This is a genomic window from Flavobacterium sp. ABG (genome assembly GCF_001027725.1).
Lineage (GTDB): Bacteria > Bacteroidota > Bacteroidia > Flavobacteriales > Flavobacteriaceae > Flavobacterium > Flavobacterium cupriresistens.
On record NZ_LEKS01000020.1, the window covers coordinates 20,842 to 39,872 of the forward strand.

General features: G+C 35.2%; 21 protein-coding genes. 10 read left to right on the plus strand and 11 right to left on the minus strand.

The window, feature by feature from the left end; genetic code table 11:
- Positions 1-34 precede the first annotated feature (34 nt).
- On the plus strand, positions 35-616 hold the full coding sequence (locus AB674_RS17695) for a TetR/AcrR family transcriptional regulator (protein ID WP_047778608.1): 582 nt from the start codon (positions 35-37) through the stop codon (positions 614-616).
- Positions 617-705: 89 nt separating this feature from the next.
- On the opposite strand, the gene AB674_RS17700 is transcribed toward AB674_RS17695, so the two are convergent.
- The 9 genes from AB674_RS17700 to AB674_RS17740 all read right to left on the minus strand — a co-directional run bounded on the left by AB674_RS17700 (position 706) and on the right by AB674_RS17740 (position 8,172).
- A complete protein-coding gene (locus AB674_RS17700; protein ID WP_047778609.1) occupies positions 706-1,764 on the minus strand; it encodes a nucleoid-associated protein in 1,059 nt (352 codons plus the stop codon).
- Positions 1,765-1,807: 43 nt separating this feature from the next.
- Positions 1,808-2,167: a four helix bundle protein gene (locus AB674_RS17705; protein ID WP_047778610.1), complete on the minus strand. Its 360-nt coding sequence runs from the start codon at positions 2,165-2,167 to the stop codon at positions 1,808-1,810.
- A 91-nt stretch (positions 2,168-2,258) separates the two neighbouring features.
- Positions 2,259-2,798 (minus strand): IS1096 element passenger TnpR family protein, encoded by a 540-nt coding sequence (locus tag AB674_RS17710; RefSeq protein ID WP_047778611.1) that lies wholly within the window; start codon positions 2,796-2,798, stop codon positions 2,259-2,261.
- A 480-nt stretch (positions 2,799-3,278) separates the two neighbouring features.
- Positions 3,279-3,878 carry an HPP family protein gene (locus AB674_RS17715; RefSeq protein ID WP_047778612.1) on the minus strand — a complete coding sequence of 200 codons (600 nt, stop codon included), beginning with the start codon at positions 3,876-3,878 and terminating at the stop codon, positions 3,279-3,281.
- Positions 3,879-3,882: 4 nt separating this feature from the next.
- Positions 3,883-5,163 (minus strand): chloride channel protein, encoded by a 1,281-nt coding sequence (locus tag AB674_RS17720; protein WP_047778613.1) that lies wholly within the window; start codon positions 5,161-5,163, stop codon positions 3,883-3,885.
- Between the two features lie 592 nt (positions 5,164-5,755).
- Complete coding sequence (locus tag AB674_RS17725) at positions 5,756-6,145, minus strand: VOC family protein (protein WP_047778614.1); 390 nt, start codon at positions 6,143-6,145, stop codon at positions 5,756-5,758.
- Positions 6,145-6,720 (minus strand): sugar O-acetyltransferase, encoded by a 576-nt coding sequence (locus AB674_RS17730; RefSeq protein ID WP_047778615.1) that lies wholly within the window; start codon positions 6,718-6,720, stop codon positions 6,145-6,147. Before AB674_RS17730 ends, AB674_RS17725 begins: the two co-directional genes overlap by 1 nt.
- 8 nt (positions 6,721-6,728) lie before the next feature.
- The gene (locus AB674_RS17735) at positions 6,729-7,187 is read right to left on the minus strand and encodes a YciI family protein (RefSeq protein WP_047778616.1); all 459 of its coding nucleotides are present in this window, start codon (positions 7,185-7,187) and stop codon (positions 6,729-6,731) included.
- Positions 7,188-7,713: 526 nt separating this feature from the next.
- Positions 7,714-8,172: a DinB family protein gene (locus tag AB674_RS17740; RefSeq protein ID WP_047778617.1), complete on the minus strand. Its 459-nt coding sequence runs from the start codon at positions 8,170-8,172 to the stop codon at positions 7,714-7,716.
- A 138-nt stretch (positions 8,173-8,310) separates the two neighbouring features.
- On the opposite strand from AB674_RS17740, the gene AB674_RS17745 reads away from it, so the two are divergent.
- The 8 genes from AB674_RS17745 to AB674_RS17780 all read left to right on the plus strand — a co-directional run bounded on the left by AB674_RS17745 (position 8,311) and on the right by AB674_RS17780 (position 14,878).
- Complete coding sequence (locus tag AB674_RS17745) at positions 8,311-10,476, plus strand: TonB-dependent receptor (RefSeq protein ID WP_047778618.1); 2,166 nt, start codon at positions 8,311-8,313, stop codon at positions 10,474-10,476.
- Between the two features lie 253 nt (positions 10,477-10,729).
- Positions 10,730-11,353, plus strand: coding sequence for a hypothetical protein (locus AB674_RS17750; protein WP_047778619.1), 624 nt, complete (start codon positions 10,730-10,732; stop codon positions 11,351-11,353).
- Between the two features lie 18 nt (positions 11,354-11,371).
- On the plus strand, positions 11,372-12,730 hold the full coding sequence (locus AB674_RS17755) for a 2TM domain-containing protein (RefSeq protein WP_047778620.1): 1,359 nt from the start codon (positions 11,372-11,374) through the stop codon (positions 12,728-12,730).
- Between the two features lie 2 nt (positions 12,731-12,732).
- The gene (locus AB674_RS17760; RefSeq protein ID WP_047778621.1) at positions 12,733-13,038 is read left to right on the plus strand and encodes a 2TM domain-containing protein; all 306 of its coding nucleotides are present in this window, start codon (positions 12,733-12,735) and stop codon (positions 13,036-13,038) included.
- 2 nt (positions 13,039-13,040) lie between these two features.
- Positions 13,041-13,370, plus strand: a complete 330-nt coding sequence (locus AB674_RS17765; protein WP_047778622.1) for a 2TM domain-containing protein — start codon at positions 13,041-13,043, stop codon at positions 13,368-13,370.
- 2 nt (positions 13,371-13,372) lie between these two features.
- Positions 13,373-13,681: a 2TM domain-containing protein gene (locus AB674_RS17770; protein ID WP_240478108.1), complete on the plus strand. Its 309-nt coding sequence runs from the start codon at positions 13,373-13,375 to the stop codon at positions 13,679-13,681.
- 16 nt (positions 13,682-13,697) lie between these two features.
- The gene (locus AB674_RS17775) at positions 13,698-14,066 is read left to right on the plus strand and encodes a 2TM domain-containing protein (protein ID WP_047778624.1); all 369 of its coding nucleotides are present in this window, start codon (positions 13,698-13,700) and stop codon (positions 14,064-14,066) included.
- Between the two features lie 44 nt (positions 14,067-14,110).
- A complete protein-coding gene (locus AB674_RS17780; RefSeq protein ID WP_047778625.1) occupies positions 14,111-14,878 on the plus strand; it encodes a LytR/AlgR family response regulator transcription factor in 768 nt (255 codons plus the stop codon).
- On the opposite strand, the gene AB674_RS17785 is transcribed toward AB674_RS17780, so the two are convergent.
- Positions 14,859-15,884 carry a COX15/CtaA family protein gene (locus AB674_RS17785; RefSeq protein ID WP_047778626.1) on the minus strand — a complete coding sequence of 342 codons (1,026 nt, stop codon included), beginning with the start codon at positions 15,882-15,884 and terminating at the stop codon, positions 14,859-14,861. The genes AB674_RS17780 and AB674_RS17785 overlap by 20 nt on opposite strands.
- Positions 15,885-16,049: 165 nt before the next feature.
- On the minus strand, positions 16,050-17,483 hold the full coding sequence (locus AB674_RS17790; RefSeq protein WP_047778627.1) for a CCA tRNA nucleotidyltransferase: 1,434 nt from the start codon (positions 17,481-17,483) through the stop codon (positions 16,050-16,052).
- 601 nt (positions 17,484-18,084) lie between these two features.
- Between AB674_RS17790 and yaaA the strand changes: the two genes are divergently transcribed.
- Positions 18,085-18,843 (plus strand): peroxide stress protein YaaA, encoded by a 759-nt coding sequence (gene yaaA / locus AB674_RS17795; protein WP_047778628.1) that lies wholly within the window; start codon positions 18,085-18,087, stop codon positions 18,841-18,843.
- The last annotated feature ends 188 nt before the right edge of the window (positions 18,844-19,031 follow it).

The window sequence follows — 19,031 nt, forward strand, 5'->3', positions numbered from 1 at the left end:
TTGTATCTTTGTAACGGAATTTAATTACGAAGTCATGGCCAGAACAAAAGAATTTGATGAGGATCAGGCTCTGGATAAAGCGATAGAAATCTTTTGGTGCAAAGGGTATAACGGTACTTCAGCGCAGGATTTGGTATCTCATTTGGGCTTGAGTCGTTCGAGTTTGTACGATACTTTTGGAGATAAGCAAAAACTTTTTTCAAAAGCTTTAAAAAGATATCTCAAACAGGGACAGGAGGAGGCTAAGGACCTTCTAAACCAACCCGAGGACATAAAAGTCATACTGACAGAACTCTTTAAACAAGCCATCATTGAAAGTTTGGACGATCGAATGACAAAGGGCTGTTTTGTAGTAAATGCTGCCGTTGAACTGGCGATGCATGATGAAGAGATTGCTAAAATTGTTGCTGATAACAGACAAACAGTAGAGGAGATTTTCCTGGCGGCTGTCAAAAAAGGGCAGGAAGCAGGACAGATTTCAACACGACTGGAAGCAAGAACACTGGCTCGTTTTATCTTTAATAATTATACCGGAATCAGAGTGCTGGCTCGTTCGGGCGAGAAGGACAAACAAGTTTACGATGATATTCTCAAAGCACTGTTTTCTTTGTTTTGATAGTTGGAAAATATACCTATTAAAAAACGGCAATTACAAAGAGTAGTTGCCGTTTTTTGTTTAAGTAAGTAATAGAAAATGAATGACTACTAGCTTTTTTCTTCTTTATTGAAGTAAACTAAATAGTAATACATTTGTTTTTCTTCATCCCAGCCTTTTTCAACAAATTTTTCTGCACTTTCAGGGTTGATAAAATCCATTTTAATCTGAATATGAGTATCCAGGTTAATTACGTTTTTAATCGATTTTCTAGCGTCAGAAACCGCTGAGTTGGCAATAGGGAATGAGGTTACATCTTCGATGCTGTATTTTTCTCCTTTATCAACTTTATAATTTTTGAATTCAGGAATTAAGTCAGGATTATCTAATACTTCATTTAAGAAATTTTGTTCTTCAAACTGATCGTTTTTAGCGAAATAATTCACAGATCGGTTCATAAACATTACCTCTTCTTTTTTGTCTTCGGCCGGTAAAACCACATCTTTCGCGAAGTTTTGACAGAACTTTAAGTATTTTTTAGTGATGAAGTTTTCATCTTCAAAAGCATCAACAGATAAAAAGTGCTCTAACCAATAACGTGCATCATAACGGTTGCTGTCTACAGTCAGAATTTTGTATCCTTCTTCTTTTTTATAATTAAAAATCAAACATCCTTTGTCCAGTTTACTCAAGTTGATTCCTTGTTGCAGGATCATCTCAAGGTTACTGTTTTTTTCTTCAAATTGTAAAAAGTCAGCCTGTAATTCGCTCTTAAAAATTCCAATCGCATCAACTACATTGTTGTCAATGCTCAGATTGGTTAAATACGTTACATAAACCTCTCCGTTTTTAATGTGTGGATGGTTCGACTGCTCAAATAAATGTGTCGTGATTCTTTTAGAAATCTCTTGTACATTACCCGGATTATCAAAAATCTCCGAAGCATATTTGTACATATCATTATAATCCAAATCTACTTCGTGCGCAAACTGATAATAGTTTTCTTCTTTTTCTCTAAAAGGCTTAAAAAAGTACTCTTTTATCAGAGGCACAATTTCGTCATTTAAGTTAAATGGTTGTTCCGATAAAAAAATCGCTTCATTTCTGCTTTTGTTTCCTACGCGGTGTATCGAAAGCGACTCGATGTGGGTGTTGAATAAGTTGATCATATTTAAAGGTTCTGAGGTTCTGAGTTGCTAAGGTTCTGAGGTTTTAGTTTCTTTCTTTTAATTTCTTAATAAATGAAACTAACATTCTCTCTACTTCGCGACTGTCCTCATATAAATTATTAAATTCGTTTTCGTTTAGATAAGCAATGTTTTTTGCTATTTCTAATTGGGTTTGCATTTCAAATAATGAACCTATCGAAATACTTAAAAAGCGTAAAAACTCTTTATTGCTTTCTCTTCCAAAACCTTCCGCAATATTACTGGGTATTGAAATTGAACTGCGTCTTATTTGTGAAGTTAATCCAAATATTTCTTCTTTTGGAAAATGGTTAGTGGAAATATAGATTTTGGTAATCAAGCTCATTGACTTCTGCCAGATTAAAAGCTTTCTGAAATTGCTCATTTGTAATAATTTAAATTTTATTAAAAATAAGAAAATTCTGTAAATAAAAAAAACTTAGAACCTCAGTAACTCAGAACCTCAGAACCTTACCTTAGTTCCAATTCTCCTCAAATCCGAAATCTTCAAAACTATCGTCTCCTTCAAACATATCCAGATCATCTTCGTCTAAATCGTCCTCAAATTCGCCGTAGATATCATCGTGCATGTCTGCTTCAAAGTTTTTTTCTATGGCTTCGTCCGGCATTTCTCCGTGAGAGAATAAGGTTTCCGGATAAGTTGCTCCTGCAGATTGCTCTTCGATAGCAGCCAATTCAACTAAGAAAGTCCACATGTTGATAAAATCGTACACATAGATAATTTTGGTATTTTCTTTGTCTAAGATATCAGATAATGGATAATCACTCATGATTTTATGTTCACCCGGAACGTCGCCAGTATCAAAAAGTGGAATTTCATCTTCCTGATTCCAAGTTTCATCGCAGGTATAAAACGAAGCTACTTCCATTCCGTCAAAACCAAATGCGTTGAAGATCGCATTGTGTAAATCCTCAAGCGTATCGTCTTCAAGAATTGCAATGTCTCTGAAAATGTCTTCTTCGGCGTCTAGAATTACTCTAAATTTATAAACCATAATCTTTGTATTTATTGAGAGGTCAAAGGTAAAATATAAAAAACGAAATACGAATTGTGAATTACGATTTGTTGAAAATATTTTAAAGACGAATTAATCTTACGGATCTAAGCCTTCGACTCCGCTCAGGGTGACATAAATGCGACTGAGACTGAAAACCGAGACTAAAAACCTCCAACTGTCAGGCTGAGCGAAGTCGAAGCCCTTCTCAACGATCAAGCCTTCGACTGCGCTCAGGGTGACATAAATGCGACTGAGACTGAAAACCGAGACTAAAAACCTCCAACTGTCAGGCTGAGCGAAGTCGAAGCCCTTCTCAACGACCAAGCCTTCGACTCCGCTCAGGGTGACATAAATGCGACTGAGACTGAAAACTGAGACTAAAAACCTCCAACTGTCAGGCTGAGCGAAGTCGAAGCCCCTTCTCGACGAACCAGCCTTCGACTCCGCTCAGGGTGACATCGTGTTACAGAAAGAACTTTACTTCCGAGTCAATCGCTGTCTAATTTTATGATAGTGTTTGTGATAAGTACTATGACTTGGATAACTTCTACTCGAAGTCATATTATTAAAAATCAAAGCGGTAAGCAGCAGCACTAAAACCCCGATTAAGACAGGTGAGAATACATATTCATACCCCAGGTTTTTGATCTGATCAGAGCCTGTAACGGCAATAAGTGCTGTTGCGCCTCCGGGAGGATGTAGCGTTTTGGTAATTTGCATGAAGATAATCGAAAACGAAACGGCCAGCGGGGCAGAAAGCCAGGCAATGTCCGGAACTAATTTCTGAATCGTTACGCCAATAAAAGCAGAGATAATATGTCCGCCAACTAAATTTCGAGGCTGTGAAAACGGGCTCTGAATGATTCCGTACACTAAAACACTCGAAGCGCCAAAAGAACCAATTAAATAAACAGCATCGCTGCCGGAGAAGTTTTTAGACTGCAGGTAAGCCAGAATTCCGATTCCGACGAAAGAACCTAAAAAGGACCAAAAGTGCTCTTTATAGTCGATTAGGGTTTCTTTATAAAGGATGTAGCGTGTTTTGCGGTAGCTTCTTTTTATTTTCTGAACAGGCATGTTTTTATTTTATTAGACTTGGTGAATACGTATAAACGGTATACGGATAAATCATTTTTGCCGTGTATTTAGAAATCAGACAAACTGCTAAAATGGGTAAAAATAAGGTATAGTCATTTGTTAATCCACAAACTAAAAATATCGCGGTAAAAGGAGCATGGATACTGGCGCTCAGCACTGCTGCCATTCCGATAATCATAAAATTGACCGGAATTACCTGGGTATTAAAAAACGTATTTAAGATTGAAGCTACTAATAATCCTAAAAAAGCACCGATAAAAAGACTCGGAGCAAAAACACCACCATCACCACCTGAGGCTAGTGTTACAGAAGTTACGACTGGTTTTAGGATCAAAATTCCGATGAAAGTTAAAGCTAAAGTAATCGTCAGAGGAAGCTCGGAAGAAGTGCCAAAAATCATTTTAATAGCATGATAACCTTCTCCATACAATTGTGGAAAGACAAATAAAGAAATGCTTAAAACAATCGAGCCTAAGAGAATTTTGTAGTAATGCGTTTGGATCTTACCGAATTGAGATTTGAAAAACAATACACAACGCGTTAAATAAACCGAATTTATTCCCGCTAAAATCCCTAAAAGAATAAAATACGGAATGGCTTTTAAGTGCCAGGTTGTAACGTTGACCGTAAATAAAGGTTCTTCTTTTAGAATCGTAATCAAACCAAAAGCGATTGAAACCGCAATTCCGTTTGTGAGGATAAAGGCACGGGTCACTTTTCGGGAAATAACCTCAACTGCAAATAAAATTCCCGCAATCGGACTGCTGAATAATGCCGTGATTCCTGCGGCAACTCCTGCGCAGATTAATTCGGTTTTGTATTTTCGAAAAACATTTTCTTTTTGCTGTGCTACCGAGCCAATTGTTGCTGTGGCAACTACAGTTGAAACTTCGATTCCGGTTGAACCTCCGAAAATAACGGTTAATAATCCGTTTATAAAGTGAGACGGTATTTTGTACGTTGGTAAGTTTTTAGATTTTGATTGGGTGCTTTCAAAAACTTCCTTAATTCCTTTATTCTCTTTCTTTTTGAAAAGATATTGTCTTAAAAAATAAATAACGGACAATCCGAAAACCGGGAAAATAACGTAGAAGATAGGATTTACCGAAACTTCATGAAAAAAGATTTCTTCGTAATACTCTGTAATTTTTTTTAGTGAAATTCCTAAAAAAGCAGAGAGAAAACCAATTAACAGGGAAACAACAACTAATTTTTGAAAGACAATAAATTGATGATTTTTTTTGATTTGCGCCGTTTTGTTCATCAGAAGTAAATTTGAAAATCGCACTATTTTTATGCGATTCACAAAATTAAAGAATCGAAGTAGTATTCTCCTAATAAATCAGCATATTATTGTGTTAAAAGTAACTGAGTGGAGATTTTATGTGGATTTGCCTGAATTTAGGGTTCTTTTTCGGCTAAAGCCTTTCATTGGGTAATTTCTATTTTACCTCCATCTAAAGCTGGAGGCAATTGATAAAATGATAACAGTTTTGAAATCAATTTTATAATGTGTTTTGTTGGGCGATATAACAGAATATTTTTTTTAGAATTTTAGCAATGAATTGTTTTTTACACTAATTTCATTTTAAAGGTAAAAGCAATGTTTGAATAGCCTCCTGCTTTAGCTGGAGGATAATTCAAGGAAGAAGATAAAGGCTTTAGCCAAATTTATGGCGCTTTTTTGCTAAAGTCTGTCATTATGAGATTTCTTTTTTACCTCTAGCTAAAGGACGTTGTCATTAAGTTAAGAGCTTTTTCACGCAGATTTTGCAGATTTTTTTATTTGATTCTGCTAAAATCTGCGTGAGACTTTTTTAAAGAGCAGAAAATCCAACTAAAGAAGGATAAACGATTTATCTCTCGTAAAATTCAATCGGCAGTAAATCCGGATCCGCTATAAAAGTGAATCTTTTTTCTGTTGTTTCATCTATTCGGATTGGCTCTGATGTTATGTTTTTTGTGTTCAAAAAAGCAATCGTTTCTTCCAAATCGGTAACTTCAAAAGCCAGATGACGCAAGCCAACAGCTTCCGGTCGTGACGGTCGTTGTGGCGGATTCGGAAAAGAGAATAATTCAACAATATAACTGCCGTTTAAAGCCAGATCGAGTTTATACGATTGGCGCTCGTCGCGGTAGATTTCGCGGATAACAGTAAGTCCGAGAATTTGAGTGTAGAAATATTTAGATTGCTCATAATCGGAACATAAAATAGCGATATGATGCACTTTATTTAAGGTAAGCATTATAGTTTTGATTGAGGTTCTTGATTTAATTTTCTAATCACTTTTGCCGGATTGCCAACGGCTAAGGAATTGTCCGGAATGTTTTTGGTTACCACAGATCCGGCTCCAATGACACAGCCTTTACCGATAGTGATGCCGGGACAGATTACAGAGTTACCACCAATCCAACAGTCGTCTCCGATAGAAATAGGTAATGCATTTTCTAATGTTTTCCTCAATTCGGCATCCAGTGGATGAGTTGCAGTATAAATTTGAACATTGGGTGCAAAAAAAACATTAGATCCAATAGTTACGGGGGCACAATCTAAAACGACACAGTTTACATTAAAATAAACATTATCTCCACAAGAAATATTATACCCATAGTCGCAGTGAAAAGGGGGCTCGATATAGAAATTTTTACCTGCATTCGGGATTAATTCGGCTATAATTTCTTTTGCTTTTTTTGTCAAACGATATTCAGTTACGTTTAAACGATGTAAGAGATTTTTAGCTTTTCGGCGTTCTTTTATTAAAATAGAATCGCCGGATATATAGTATTCGCCGGAAATCATTTTTTCTTTTTCAGTTTTCATATAGGGAGTTACATTTTTTTCTTAGCAATTTTATCGTGAAGTTTTAGCACTTCCTGCAGGCTTGCTGATGAGTACCAAGGAGTAAGTTCAGCTTCGAGTAATTTGGCCTGAATGGCAGGGTCTGTCGCGACAAGCGCATTGGCTTCTTCGATAGTTTCGACATTAAAAATATAAATTCCTCTGTAATTTCGTTCGTTTTTCATAAAAGGTCCCGCGATCACTAATTTTCCTTCTTTAACCAGTTTGCCGATATTGGTCATATGTCCTTCAAACAATTTTTTGGTTTCTTCTTTAGATGCCGTTGTGTTAGTTCCGGATTTTAAAAGACAGAAGACATATTTCTTCATGCCGTATTCGTCGGCATTTAGGGATTTTGCTAATTTTTCGTCGTATTTGGATTCGGTTGCTTGTGCGAAACCAACTAAATTCAAAAGTAAAAAGGCGAGTGTGAATATTGATTTTTTCATAATAGTAATTTTTTTTTAAACACATAGAGACATAGTTTGAAAACTTGGTAAAAGGCGTTTCACTTAACATGAAATCGCATAGAAAAAATGGTGATTTTCTAGAATAATCTCAAGTATGATCTATAAAATCTATGTGTTACAAAATGGAGTATTGAAGTTTATTTTTTTCATAATAGTAATGATTTTTTTTAACACATAGAGACATAGTTTGAAAACTTGGTAAAAGGCGCTTCACTTAACATGAAAACGCATAGAAAAAATGGTGATTTTCTACAATAATCTCAAGCAAAAACTATAAAATCTATGTGTCTATGTGTTATAAAATTGAGGTATTGAAGTTTGTTTTTTTTTTTTCATAATAGTAATGATTTTTTTTTAACACATAGAGACATAGTTTGAAAACTTGGTAAAAGGCGTTTCACTTAACATGAAATCGCATAGAAAAAATGGTGATTTTCTAGAATAATCTCAAGTATGATCTATAAAATCTATGTCTCTATGTGTTAAAAAAAATTTTGAAACGAATTTAAAGCAACTTCTTCAAAATAACAATCTGTCCCAAATGATAAACGTCATGTTGAATGATTCCATGAATGTGCTCGTAGTAGGTGTGATTGTTAGTAGGATATATTTTTTCAAAATTGCCATCATCAAAAGTATCCAGAAAGGCATTCCATAATTCTTGCGATTTGGCCAGACTTTGTAGAGATTGTTCCCACGCGGCTTCAGAAGAATCTAATACGGGGACAAAATAATTATGATCCGGAGTGGTGACCGTTTCGCCCTGAACACGTCGTAGAATGTTTCTTCTCCATTGTATAAGATGATTGACAATTTCCCAAATCGTATTCAGTCTGGGGTTTATTTTTCGATAAGCCTGAGCTGCAGTTACATTTTTTAAGGTATTTTCTAAAGTTACTTCCAGCCAGGGATCTCCATTATAGATGGATTGATACAAATTTGAAACTCTTTTACTTTCTAACATAATCAGTAGTTTAAAAACGCAGTAGCTAAGATACAAATAAGTAATTTACAACTCATCCATGAAATTCTACAATTGGGTTATTAAATGTTTTTTAACTAAAAGTGTTAAAATATATTTGTCTCATCAAAAACCAATGACATGAAAACCAAGATTATTTTTACAGTTGCATTTTTATTTACAACGGCTTTTATTTTCGCCCAAAATACCATTTCAGGAAAGGTGGTAGATCAAAAAGGAAAACCAGTTCCGGGAGCCAGTATTTATATCGATGGGACTTATGATGGTGCTACAAGTTCTGATACCGGTGAGTTCTCTTTTGAAACCACAACAAAAGGAAATCAGTTTTTAATAGTGAGTTTTTTAATTTATGAAACGTACAAACAAGAAATAGATGTTGCGAATTTTAAAGACCAGACAGTTAAACTTCGAGAGAATGTAAATGCGCTTGATGCTGTTGTCATTACCGCAGGAACATTAGAATCGGGTGATAAAGCCAGAGTTTCGGTACTTAAACCATTAGATATTGTAACAACAGCGGGTTCTGCCGGAAATATTATTGCAGCCTTACAAACATTGCCCGGAACACAAAATGTGGGGGAAGACGGTCGTTTGTTTGTACGTGGAGGAGAAGCCAGCGAAACACAAACTTTTGTTGACGGACTTCGTGTAGCGCAACCGTATGGCGCAACCACCAATAATTTACCAACCCGTAGCCGTTTCTCTCCTTTTTTGTTTAGTGGAATCGCTTTTTCTACAGGAGGATATTCGGCAGAATACGGGGAAGCGCTATCCAGTGTTTTGCTTTTAAACACACAGGATGAGCCGGACCAAAATAAAACAGATATTGCTTTGATGACGGTTGGTTTAGGAGTAGGGAATACCCAAAAGTGGAAAAAAAGTTCGTTCAGTATCAATACCAATTATATCAATTTGGCTCCGTATCAGGCCGCTATTCCGCAAAACGTGGATTGGAATAACCCTTATCAATCTTTGGGTGGTGAGGCGGTTTATCGCTATCACTTTGAAAGAGGGGTTCTTAAACTGTATGCCGCTTTTGATTCGGAAAGATTTGATTTAAATTCAAAAAATGTAAACTTTGTTGATCCGATCAGAACCGATTTAAATAATAACAACTTTTATTTGAATGCTTCGTATAAAGGAAATTTCGGAACGGGATGGCAAGTGACTTCAGGAATAAGTTACGGTTACAGTAAAAATAAGGTGTCGTTTGATATCAATGATGTTGACAGTAATGAGAATGCCGCACAGCTGAAATTGAAATTGAGAAAAGATTTTTCTAATTATTTTAAATTGTCTTTTGGAGCAGATTATTTCATCACCAAATTCAATGAAAATTTTGATGATAATGCATCCCTAAAAGTGGCTAACGGGTACGATTCAGGAATCGCTGCTTTTTATACAGAAGGGGATATTTTATTCTCTAAAAAACTGGCCGCCAAAGTAGGTTTCCGACTTTCCAACAACAGTTTATTAAACGAAACGAATATTGCTCCAAGAGCTTCTATTGCTTACAAAGTTTCCAAAAACAGTCAGTTTTCTTTTGCTTACGGAGATTTCTCGCAGACTCCTGTAGTGGACTATATCAAATATTCAAAATACCATCAGTTTGAAAGTGAAAAAGCACAGCATTATATCTTGAACTATCAATTTACAAAACCGGGTCAGACTTTCAGAGCTGAAGCATATTATAAGAATTACAGCAATTTGGTAAAATATGACACTAGAGACATTCAATACAATTCAGCATTCAATAACAACGGTTCGGGGTATGCAAAAGGATTGGATTTATTCTGGAGAGACAGCAATCTGTATAAAAACTTAGAATATTGGATTTCGTACTCGTACATTGATTCAGAAAGAGAGTATAAAAATTTCCCAACGATGGCAACGCCTAATTTTATTGCCAATCACAGTCTGTCAATTGTAACTAAATATTTCATAACCGATTGGAAATCACAGATCGGTTTTACCAACAGCTTTAGTTCAGGAAGACCTTATAATGATCCCAATCAAACGCAATTTATGAATGGAAAAACAAAATCGTATAATAGTTTGAGTTTTAACTGGGCATATTTGCTGACCACGCAAAAGATTCTTTATTTCTCGGTTTCGAACCTTTTAGGAACTCAGAATGTTTTCGGATATGATTACGCAAGATCACCGGACACAAACGGAGTTTACAACAGACAAGCCGTTATACCAACAGCAGACCGATTTTTCTTTGTTGGTTTCTTCTGGACAATTAGTGAGAATAAGAAAGAGAATCAGTTGAAGAATCTTTAACGGAGGTGCTAAGGTTCAGAGTTTCTAAGTCTCTAAGAAGAAAAACTCAGAAGCTTAGCCACTCAGAACCTCAGAATCTTAAAAAAAAAACATTTCAGTCACCAAATTCAACAACTCGGTAGGAATTAGTTTTTAAAGCGGAAGAACCGACCTACTTTTGAAGTATAAATTAAAAGAGTTTCAATCAGTATCAAAAATCAGAGTCTTAGAGATTCAAAAAACTAAATAAATAACTTTTTAAAAACAAGAAATCATGACCAAAATTATTACAGCCATCACATTGTTTATCTGCGGTTTATTATCTGCACAAACACAATTCGAACAAGGAATGGGAAAAGCATTCGGACTTTGGAAAGAAGGAAAAAGTACAGAAGCATCGGCTATGTTCGAAAGAATTGCTTCTGCTGAAAAAAATAGCTGGTTGCCTAATTATTATGTGGCTTTAGTGAATACAACAGCAGCTTTTTCAGAAAAAGACGGATCTAAAGTTGATTTGTTATTGACAAAAGCGCAAGATGCACTTGATGTTGAGTTCATAAAAGATCAAAACAATGCAGAATTATATGTGTTACAAGCTTTACTTTACACGGCTTGGGTGGTACAGGACCCAATGACAAATGCTCAGAAATATTCGGGTAAAATAATGGAAAATTATGCTAAAGCAAAAGCTATAGATCCAAATAATCCAAGAGCAGTTTTTGGTGAAGCGGATTATCAGTTAGGAGGGGCAAAATGGACAGGTGTTGACACAAAACCATTATGTGCTCAGGTTGACAAAGCTATAGAACTTTTTGCTACATTTAAACCGGAGACTCCTTTTTCACCAAAATGGGGATTAGACAGAGCTTTAGAAACACAAAAAAGTTGTAAAAAATAATACTAAAAATAGTTTGTAATGAAAGACCATAAAAATCCATTTGCCAATTTGAAAAGCGGAACAATCATTTGTTTAAAGATTTCTATGGTCATTACAATACTGTTTTCTATTTTTTTGGGATCTGAATTTAATCTGAAAAATGTAGCGCTGACGTTCTTAGTGAGTTGCGCTTATTCTTTTGGACTTGGCTTTGGTAACGGATTCCTCAATGTTCTTTTAGATAAAAAATGGGATTGGCTCGAACAAACCAATTTGAGAGTGTATTATGGAATTCTGTGTACGGTACTCTATACTGTTCCGGCAGTTTTAGGAATCAATTATGTCATTTTTGTATATGTGCATGATATGTCTCCGGAACAATTTCTAAGCGAAAGAATGATTTGGACGCACCTTTTTTACATTATTTTATCATTAGGGATTTCAACTTTTATGCAGGCCAGAAGCTTCATGGTAAAATGGAAACAGGCTTCTAAATTTGAGGTAACCCAACAAAAGATTATTGCCGGAACTGCCAGTGCTAAATTCGAAAGTTTAAAAAATCAGATCGATCCACATTTTTTGTTTAACAGCCTAAACGTTCTGAGTTCTTTGATTGAAGAAAATCCTGATAATGCGCAGCGTTTTACGACTTCCTTGTCTAAAATTTATCGCTATGTTCTGGAGCAAAAAGATAAAGAGTTGGTGTCGGTTGAAGATGAATTGTCATTTGCCAAAACGTATATGAATTTGTTGAAAATGCGTTTCGAGAATAGTTTGTTTTACGAAATGCCAACAACAGATATAAATCCTGATGCAAAAGTGGTTCCGTTGTCTTTACAGCTTTTGCTTGAAAATACTGTAAAACACAATGTAGTAAGTGAGCAGAAACCGCTTCATATCAGAATTTTTATTGATGGAGACTATCTCGCGATCCAAAATGATTTTCAGAAAAAAGAAGTTTTGCAAGATCGCCAGGGAGTTGGTTTGCAGAATATTGTAAATCGTTACGCAATCGTATCCAACAGAAAAGTAGTGATCGAACAAAATGAACAAAATTTTACGGTTAAAATACCAATTTTAACAAAACAAGTTACAGTTATGGAAACAAGTTCAGATTATAACGATGAAACTAAAGCCTATTTCAGAGCTAAGAAAAGAGTGCAGGAATTAAAAGGATTCTATGGTAATGTAATTTCTTATTGTTGTGTAATTCCTTTTTTAATTTTTATAAACTTAAGATTTTCTCCCGGATTTCAATGGTTTTGGTTTTCGGCTTTAGGCTGGGGATTTGGTGTTGTAATGCATGCTTTTAAAGTGTTTGGTTACAGTTCAGATTGGGAAGAAAGAAAAATCAGAGAGATTTTGGAAAGAGAGGGTAATAAGAAAAATTGGAAGTAAGGATGGAAAGAATTTATACAGAAGAAGAAAAGCGTTATCAGCAAGCTCAAAAAAGAGTAACAGAGCTTAGGAAATTTTACAAGCATCTTGGAGAATTTGTGATTGCAAATGCCATTTTAGCAGTCATAAATCTGATGACTTCACCGGGATATTTATGGTTTTTATGGTGTCTGTTTGGCTGGGGGATTGCCATAGTAATGGATGCAGCGAAGGTTTTTAATGTTTTTCCTTTTTTTACTAAGGAATGGGAAGAACAAAAGGTCAAAGAAATTTTAGAAAAAGAAGCTAAGAAGGAAACTAAGAAATAGGTATGGAAACAAATTTTAATAAGAACATTGAAGAGTATGAACTCCAAAAAATGGCAAGTAAAAAAGTAGTAAAGCTAAGATCGTTTTACAGGCATCTGATTATCTATGTTATTGGCGTACTTATTTTTGTTTCAAAAGAGTATTTCGGAGCGCCTCTAAATTTCTTTCCGATAAAGCATCTCAATCTGCTTATAATGGGAGTCTGGACAGTCTTTTTAGTAGTGACGGCAATTGATTTGTTTGCTTCTTATAAAATATTTGGAGAGGAGTGGGAAGAGCGTAAAGTAAAAAGTATCTTAGAGAAAAAGTCAAAAACGCAAAAATGGGAGTAATCATGGAACTAAATTTTAATGAAGAGGATCGATATTTTTCCGCTAAAAAGAAAGTAGAAAAAATCAAAGGGTTTTACGGTAATCTGGCATCTTTTATAGGTGTAAATATAGTTTTACTGGTTATAAATTTATTGACATCACCGGAGTATTTATGGTTCTATTGGCCCTTAATGTGGTGGGGTTTAGGAGTTCTTTTCCATGGACTGAAGGTTTTTGATGTGCTTCCGGTTTTAGGAAAAGACTGGGAAGAAAAGAAAATTAAAGAACTCATGGAAAAAGAAAAAAACAATAATAAAGAAAAGTGGCAATAATCTAATAAAAATAAAAATGAGACACTATAAAAGAGATACACGAGAAGATTATTTTGAGCAATTTGGTGATGATGAGAATTTTGATGCAGCGTACAAAAAAATGCGCAGAATCAAAGGGTTTTACTCGCATTTGAGGATTTATGTTATTGTAAATATAATCATAATAATAACCAACTTAAATCGAGATTGGTTCGGGAGAGGAGCAGATCTTTATGAGAGTGGATTGTTAGACTGGCATACCTATTCTACAGCGCTTTTTTGGGGGATTGGTTTGTTTTTTCATGCATTATCTGTTTTTGGAGAGAACTTGTTTTTTGGTCAGGAGTGGCAAGAAAAGAAAATTCAAAAATATATGGATAAGGAGCGATCTAAACTCAAAAAATAGTACTAATTTTAAGGTTATTTTTGTAAATCCTTGCATTTTATTAAATGACCACATTAATTATTGAAGACGAAAAGCCGGCAGCAAGATTGTTGCAGCGCAAGCTTGAAAAGCTAAATATTAGCGTAGAAACCATGTTACATTCTGTTGAAGAATCAATAGACTGGTTTTCGAATAACAACCATCCCGATCTGATTTTTTTGGATATACAGTTGTCTGATGGTTTATCGTTCGAAATTTTTGAAAAAATAGACATTAAAAGCGCTATTATTTTCACTACTGCTTATGACGAGTATGCTTTGAAAGCCTTTAAACTGAACAGTATCGACTACCTTCTGAAACCTATTGACGAAGATGATCTTGATGTTGCCGTTACTAAATTTAAAAGTCGTCTTCCTAAATTAGATATGGAGAATACCAATCTTCAGCTTGATTTTGAACAAATCAGGAAGATGTTGTCAAATCCCTTTGAGAAAAACTACAAAAAACGCTTTACCGTTAAAATCGGTCAACAGCTCAAAGTAATTACAATCGACGAAATTGAATGTTTTTTTAGTGAAAATAAAGGAACCTACATTCATACTTTTGAAAACAGAAACTATTTAATCGATTCGACTTTAGAGATTCTCGAACAAGAAGTTGATATGAAAGATTTCTTTCGTGTAAGCAGAAAGTTTATTGTACCACTAAAGGCAATAAAAGAAATACAAGTATACACCAATTCCCGTCTTAAAGTAATTTTACCTTCGTATAAAGAAGATGAGGTAGTGGTAAGCCGTGAAAAAGTTCAGGATTTTAAGAATTGGCTGAACTAGGTTTTTGCGCTTCCAAAATCATATAAAACTGAATTCCGAATAAGATAGAGGCCAATACTAAATGTATGGCCTGACTTCCAATTGGGAAATCAAGATAAGCCATAGCCATTCCGGTTAGAATTTCAATTCCGATAAGAGCCAATACCCAGTTCATCTTTGAAAATCCTAAGTTTAGTTTTCTGTTTTTAGTGAATAAATACACATTTACAAGTAAAACAATAACAGAGAAAGAACGGTGAATATAAAAGGTAATAGTAGGGTTTTGCAGCCAAAGAATACTTTCAGTTAGTCCGTTTTTTATTTGCTGATCTACTTGCTGACGTACTTGTGTACCAATAGCCACTTGTATTAAGGTCAGTAAAAGAGAAAGTAGTAGTACATTTTTGAACGCGCTATTGTACGTTACTGCTGCAAGTTTTGGTCTTGCTACCTGTATAATGTATAAAATCACGGCAACAATAACCAAAGCCATAACCATATGGACAGTAATTTTGATCGGGTTTAATACCGAATACACCACTTTTGCGCCTAACCACGCCTGAAAGCCCATCATAAAAACAACTAACCAGGAAAGAAGGGTAATTCTTTTCTTTTCTTTCCAAAATTTAAAGGAAGCAATAGCCATAAAAAAACAAGCCATTCCTGCCAAAGCACCACACAAACGATTGATATATTCGATCCAAGTATGAAGCGGATTAAAAATGGCATAATCGTGTTTGGTGTATTTCTCCCAATGCGAAACATCAAAATTAGTCTGAGTTGTAAAATTGTCTTTGGCAACCAATAAGGTTTCGTCTTTAATGATTACCTGTCCTTTTTCGAAAACACGATTGGGTGCCCAGGTCAGTTCTTTTAAATCCGTTGGGGGAATGTAATATCCAAAACACTTTGGCCAGTCCGGACAACCCATCCCGGAACCTGTCATACGTACTAATGCTCCTGCAACAATTACTAAATAAACTAAAACTAATGCTGTTTTTGCGATTGTAGGGAAGTGTTTTTTCATTCTTTTTAAAAGTTGCTGAGGAACTAACTTGCTGAGGTTCTGAGTTTGTAGTGGTTGACCACGTCTTTTTTTAAACAGCAAATGTTCTATTTACAATATTTTATTTTTTAATAATCAGTATTTTGCTTTCGTGAGCGCTGTAGTCTTACAGTCTTAGAAACTTAGTTACTTAGAGGCTTTTATCAACCCCATCTTCTCCGCTCTTTTTACAACAAAATCATAAGCAGCCTGATATTCGTTAGGGATTTCACCTTCTAAAATGGCTTCTTTTACCGCTTCTTTCAAAACGCCGATTTCACGCGATGGCTTCAAATCGAATAGCTCCATAATTTCCTCACCCGAAATTGGTGGTTGAAAATTACGCACATGATCGCGTTCTTCAACTTCAACAATTTTTTTGCGGACCAATTCGAAGTTTTTATGGTATTTTTTGAACTTAGACGGGTTCTTAGTTGTAATATCAGCTTCGCACAAGGTCATTAGATTTTCTACATCTTCTCCGGCATCAAAAACCAAACGACGCACAGCACTATCGGTTACAAGATCCTGTGCCAATACAATTGGACGTGAACTCATAATAACCATTTTCTGTACAAATTTCATTTTGTGATTCAAAGGCATGTGCAAGCGTTCGAATATTTTCTTAGCCATTTTTCCACCTAAAAACTCATGTCCGTGAAAAGTCCAGCCTTGTTTTTTATTGAAACGTTTTGTTGGTGCTTTTCCAATATCGTGCAATAAAGCAGACCAACGCAACCAAACATCATCGGTATTAGGACAAATATTGTCTACGACTTCCAGTGTATGGTAAAAATTGTTTTTGTGGGTATGACCTTCAATTTCTTCCACCTGATTCAATGCAGTCAATTCGGGTAAAATAAGATCTAAAAGTCCGGTTTTATATAAAAGTAAAAACCCGATAGAAGGTTGGTCTGTCGAAAGGATTTTGTTTAATTCATCGACAATTCTTTCTCCTGAGATGATATTAATTCGGTCTGCATTTTTAGTAATGGCATCCAAAGAATTCTTTTCAATCTCAAAACCTAACTGGGTAGCGAAACGAATGGCGCGAAGCATTCGCAACGGATCATCAGAATAAGTAATACTTGGATCTAAGGGTGTTTTGATGATTTTATTTTCTAAATCTGCCAATCCGTTAAAAGGATCAGAAAGATCTCCGAAAGTTTTTTCGTTTAGCGATAAGGCTAAAGCATTTATCGTAAAATCACGACGATTTTGATCGTCTTCAAGTGTTCCGTTTTCGACAAGTGGATTTCTACTGTCAAAATTATAAGATTCTTTACGGGCTCCGACAAATTCAATGTCCGTGTCTTCAAAGCGCAACATAGCAGTTCCGTAAGTTTTGAAAACTTGTACTTTTGGATTTTTAGGAAGTAATTCAGATACTTTTAAAGCCAATTCGATACCGCTGCCAACGGCCACAACATCAATATCTTTTTTTGAACCACGGTTTAAAAGTAAATCCCGTACAAAGCCGCCAATGACATAACTGTCTACGTTTAGTTCTTGAGATGCCTGCGAAATGATTCCGAAGATTTTATGTTGTAAAGCTGTTTTGTAATTTGTTTGTATAGCCACGAATTCACGAATTTTAAATAGTACGTCTTATTCTTGAAGAGAATGGAACGCGTGCAAATTTACAACATTGAAAATGCCTTTTATAATCTATCGCTCACTTTTTTATCGAAAGTCTTAGTTTTATGGTGTAATTATGGAATGTTAGGCGTAAACAGGAAAAAGGCTTGACACGAATTACACGAATTATCACGAATTTTTTGGTGCGGCTTGTGGAGTTTGATTCGTGAAAATTTGTGTAATTATAGAATGTTAGGCGTAAACGGGTAAAAGGTTTGCCACGAATTACACGAATTATCACGAATGTTTAAGTATGGCTTATGCAGTTTAATTAGTGAAAATTGGTGTAATTCGTGTTTAAAAAAATAACCAACGAATCGGTTATTTTTATAAGAGCAATTTGTGTTTAGATAAAAGGCTTGCCACGAATTATCGCGAATGTTTAAGTATGGCTTATGCAGTTTAATTAGTGATAATTCGTGTAATTCGTGTTTAAAAAAAAATGAAGCAACGAATAGGCCTATATCACCATCGAACAAATCAATCCTGATTAGTTATTTTTAGAAATGCAATTTGTATTTTTGGGTCACTTAAAAATGCACAAATGAAAATTGTTATATCGCCTGCGAAGTCATTAAATTTCGAAAAAGAATTACCAACTACTCAATATACAGAACCGTCTTTTTTAAAAGAAGCCCGTGTGGTTCATAAAGTTTTAAAACCTAAAAAACCGGCAGATTTGGCTGCGTTGATGTCGATTTCCGAAAAATTAGCCGATCTGAATTGGCAGAGAAATCAAGTTTGGAAAACACCTTTCACTCCCGAAAATGCACGTCCGGCAGTTTATACTTTCGATGGTGATGTATATACCGGTTTGGATGTGTATACTCTTCCGTTAGAAAAGTTAGAGGTACTGCAAGATAAACTCAGAATTTTATCAGGACTTTATGGAGTCTTAAAACCTTTGGATCTCATGCAGGCGTATCGTTTGGAAATGGGTACAAAACTACCCATCGAAGAGTATAAAAATCTACATGATTTTTGGAAAGGACCCGTTACAAAAGCGCTGAATAAAGAACTGAAAAAAGGAGAGTTGTTTGTGAATTTAGCCAGTACCGAGTATTTCTCCGCTGTTGATGTTAAGAATCTAAAAGTTCCTGTAATTACCCCTGATTTTAAAGATTATAAAGACGGCAAGCTAAAAATAATCAGTTTCTTCGCAAAAAAAGCAAGAGGAATGATGGTGCGTTACATTATCGATACGAATGCTGAAACGATTGATGATTTGAAAGGCTTTAATTATGAAGGGTATCAGTTTGATGCGAATCTTTCGAAAGGGAATCACTTGGTTTTTACGAGGTAGGTTTTTTTGTTTAAAGTTTCAGGTTTCAGGTTCCAGGTTTAATAGCCCCCAGCTTCAGCTGGTGGGACCAGGGGTGTTTTTTTTAAAGGCTTTAGCCAAATTATTTAATTTATAGACCTTAAAATCTCATTATAGAATTTTTCGAAGTAAAAAAGCCGAATTCAATTTTGAATTCGGCTTTTTCAGTT

Coding starts and splice junctions, on each gene's coding strand:
- AB674_RS17695 (WP_047778608.1), top strand. CDS start 35: ATGGCCAGAACAAAAGAATTTGATGAGGATCAGGCTCTGGATAAAGCG.
- AB674_RS17700 (WP_047778609.1), bottom strand. CDS start 1,764: ATGATCAACTTATTCAACACCCACATCGAGTCGCTTTCGATACACCGC.
- AB674_RS17705 (WP_047778610.1), bottom strand. CDS start 2,167: ATGAGCAATTTCAGAAAGCTTTTAATCTGGCAGAAGTCAATGAGCTTG.
- AB674_RS17710 (WP_047778611.1), bottom strand. CDS start 2,798: ATGGTTTATAAATTTAGAGTAATTCTAGACGCCGAAGAAGACATTTTC.
- AB674_RS17715 (WP_047778612.1), bottom strand. CDS start 3,878: ATGCCTGTTCAGAAAATAAAAAGAAGCTACCGCAAAACACGCTACATC.
- AB674_RS17720 (WP_047778613.1), bottom strand. CDS start 5,163: ATGAACAAAACGGCGCAAATCAAAAAAAATCATCAATTTATTGTCTTT.
- AB674_RS17725 (WP_047778614.1), bottom strand. CDS start 6,145: ATGCTTACCTTAAATAAAGTGCATCATATCGCTATTTTATGTTCCGAT.
- AB674_RS17730 (WP_047778615.1), bottom strand. CDS start 6,720: ATGAAAACTGAAAAAGAAAAAATGATTTCCGGCGAATACTATATATCC.
- AB674_RS17735 (WP_047778616.1), bottom strand. CDS start 7,187: ATGAAAAAATCAATATTCACACTCGCCTTTTTACTTTTGAATTTAGTT.
- AB674_RS17740 (WP_047778617.1), bottom strand. CDS start 8,172: ATGTTAGAAAGTAAAAGAGTTTCAAATTTGTATCAATCCATCTATAAT.
- AB674_RS17745 (WP_047778618.1), top strand. CDS start 8,311: ATGAAAACCAAGATTATTTTTACAGTTGCATTTTTATTTACAACGGCT.
- AB674_RS17750 (WP_047778619.1), top strand. CDS start 10,730: ATGACCAAAATTATTACAGCCATCACATTGTTTATCTGCGGTTTATTA.
- AB674_RS17755 (WP_047778620.1), top strand. CDS start 11,372: ATGAAAGACCATAAAAATCCATTTGCCAATTTGAAAAGCGGAACAATC.
- AB674_RS17760 (WP_047778621.1), top strand. CDS start 12,733: ATGGAAAGAATTTATACAGAAGAAGAAAAGCGTTATCAGCAAGCTCAA.
- AB674_RS17765 (WP_047778622.1), top strand. CDS start 13,041: ATGGAAACAAATTTTAATAAGAACATTGAAGAGTATGAACTCCAAAAA.
- AB674_RS17770 (WP_240478108.1), top strand. CDS start 13,373: ATGGAACTAAATTTTAATGAAGAGGATCGATATTTTTCCGCTAAAAAG.
- AB674_RS17775 (WP_047778624.1), top strand. CDS start 13,698: ATGAGACACTATAAAAGAGATACACGAGAAGATTATTTTGAGCAATTT.
- AB674_RS17780 (WP_047778625.1), top strand. CDS start 14,111: ATGACCACATTAATTATTGAAGACGAAAAGCCGGCAGCAAGATTGTTG.
- AB674_RS17785 (WP_047778626.1), bottom strand. CDS start 15,884: ATGAAAAAACACTTCCCTACAATCGCAAAAACAGCATTAGTTTTAGTT.
- yaaA (WP_047778628.1), top strand. CDS start 18,085: ATGAAAATTGTTATATCGCCTGCGAAGTCATTAAATTTCGAAAAAGAA.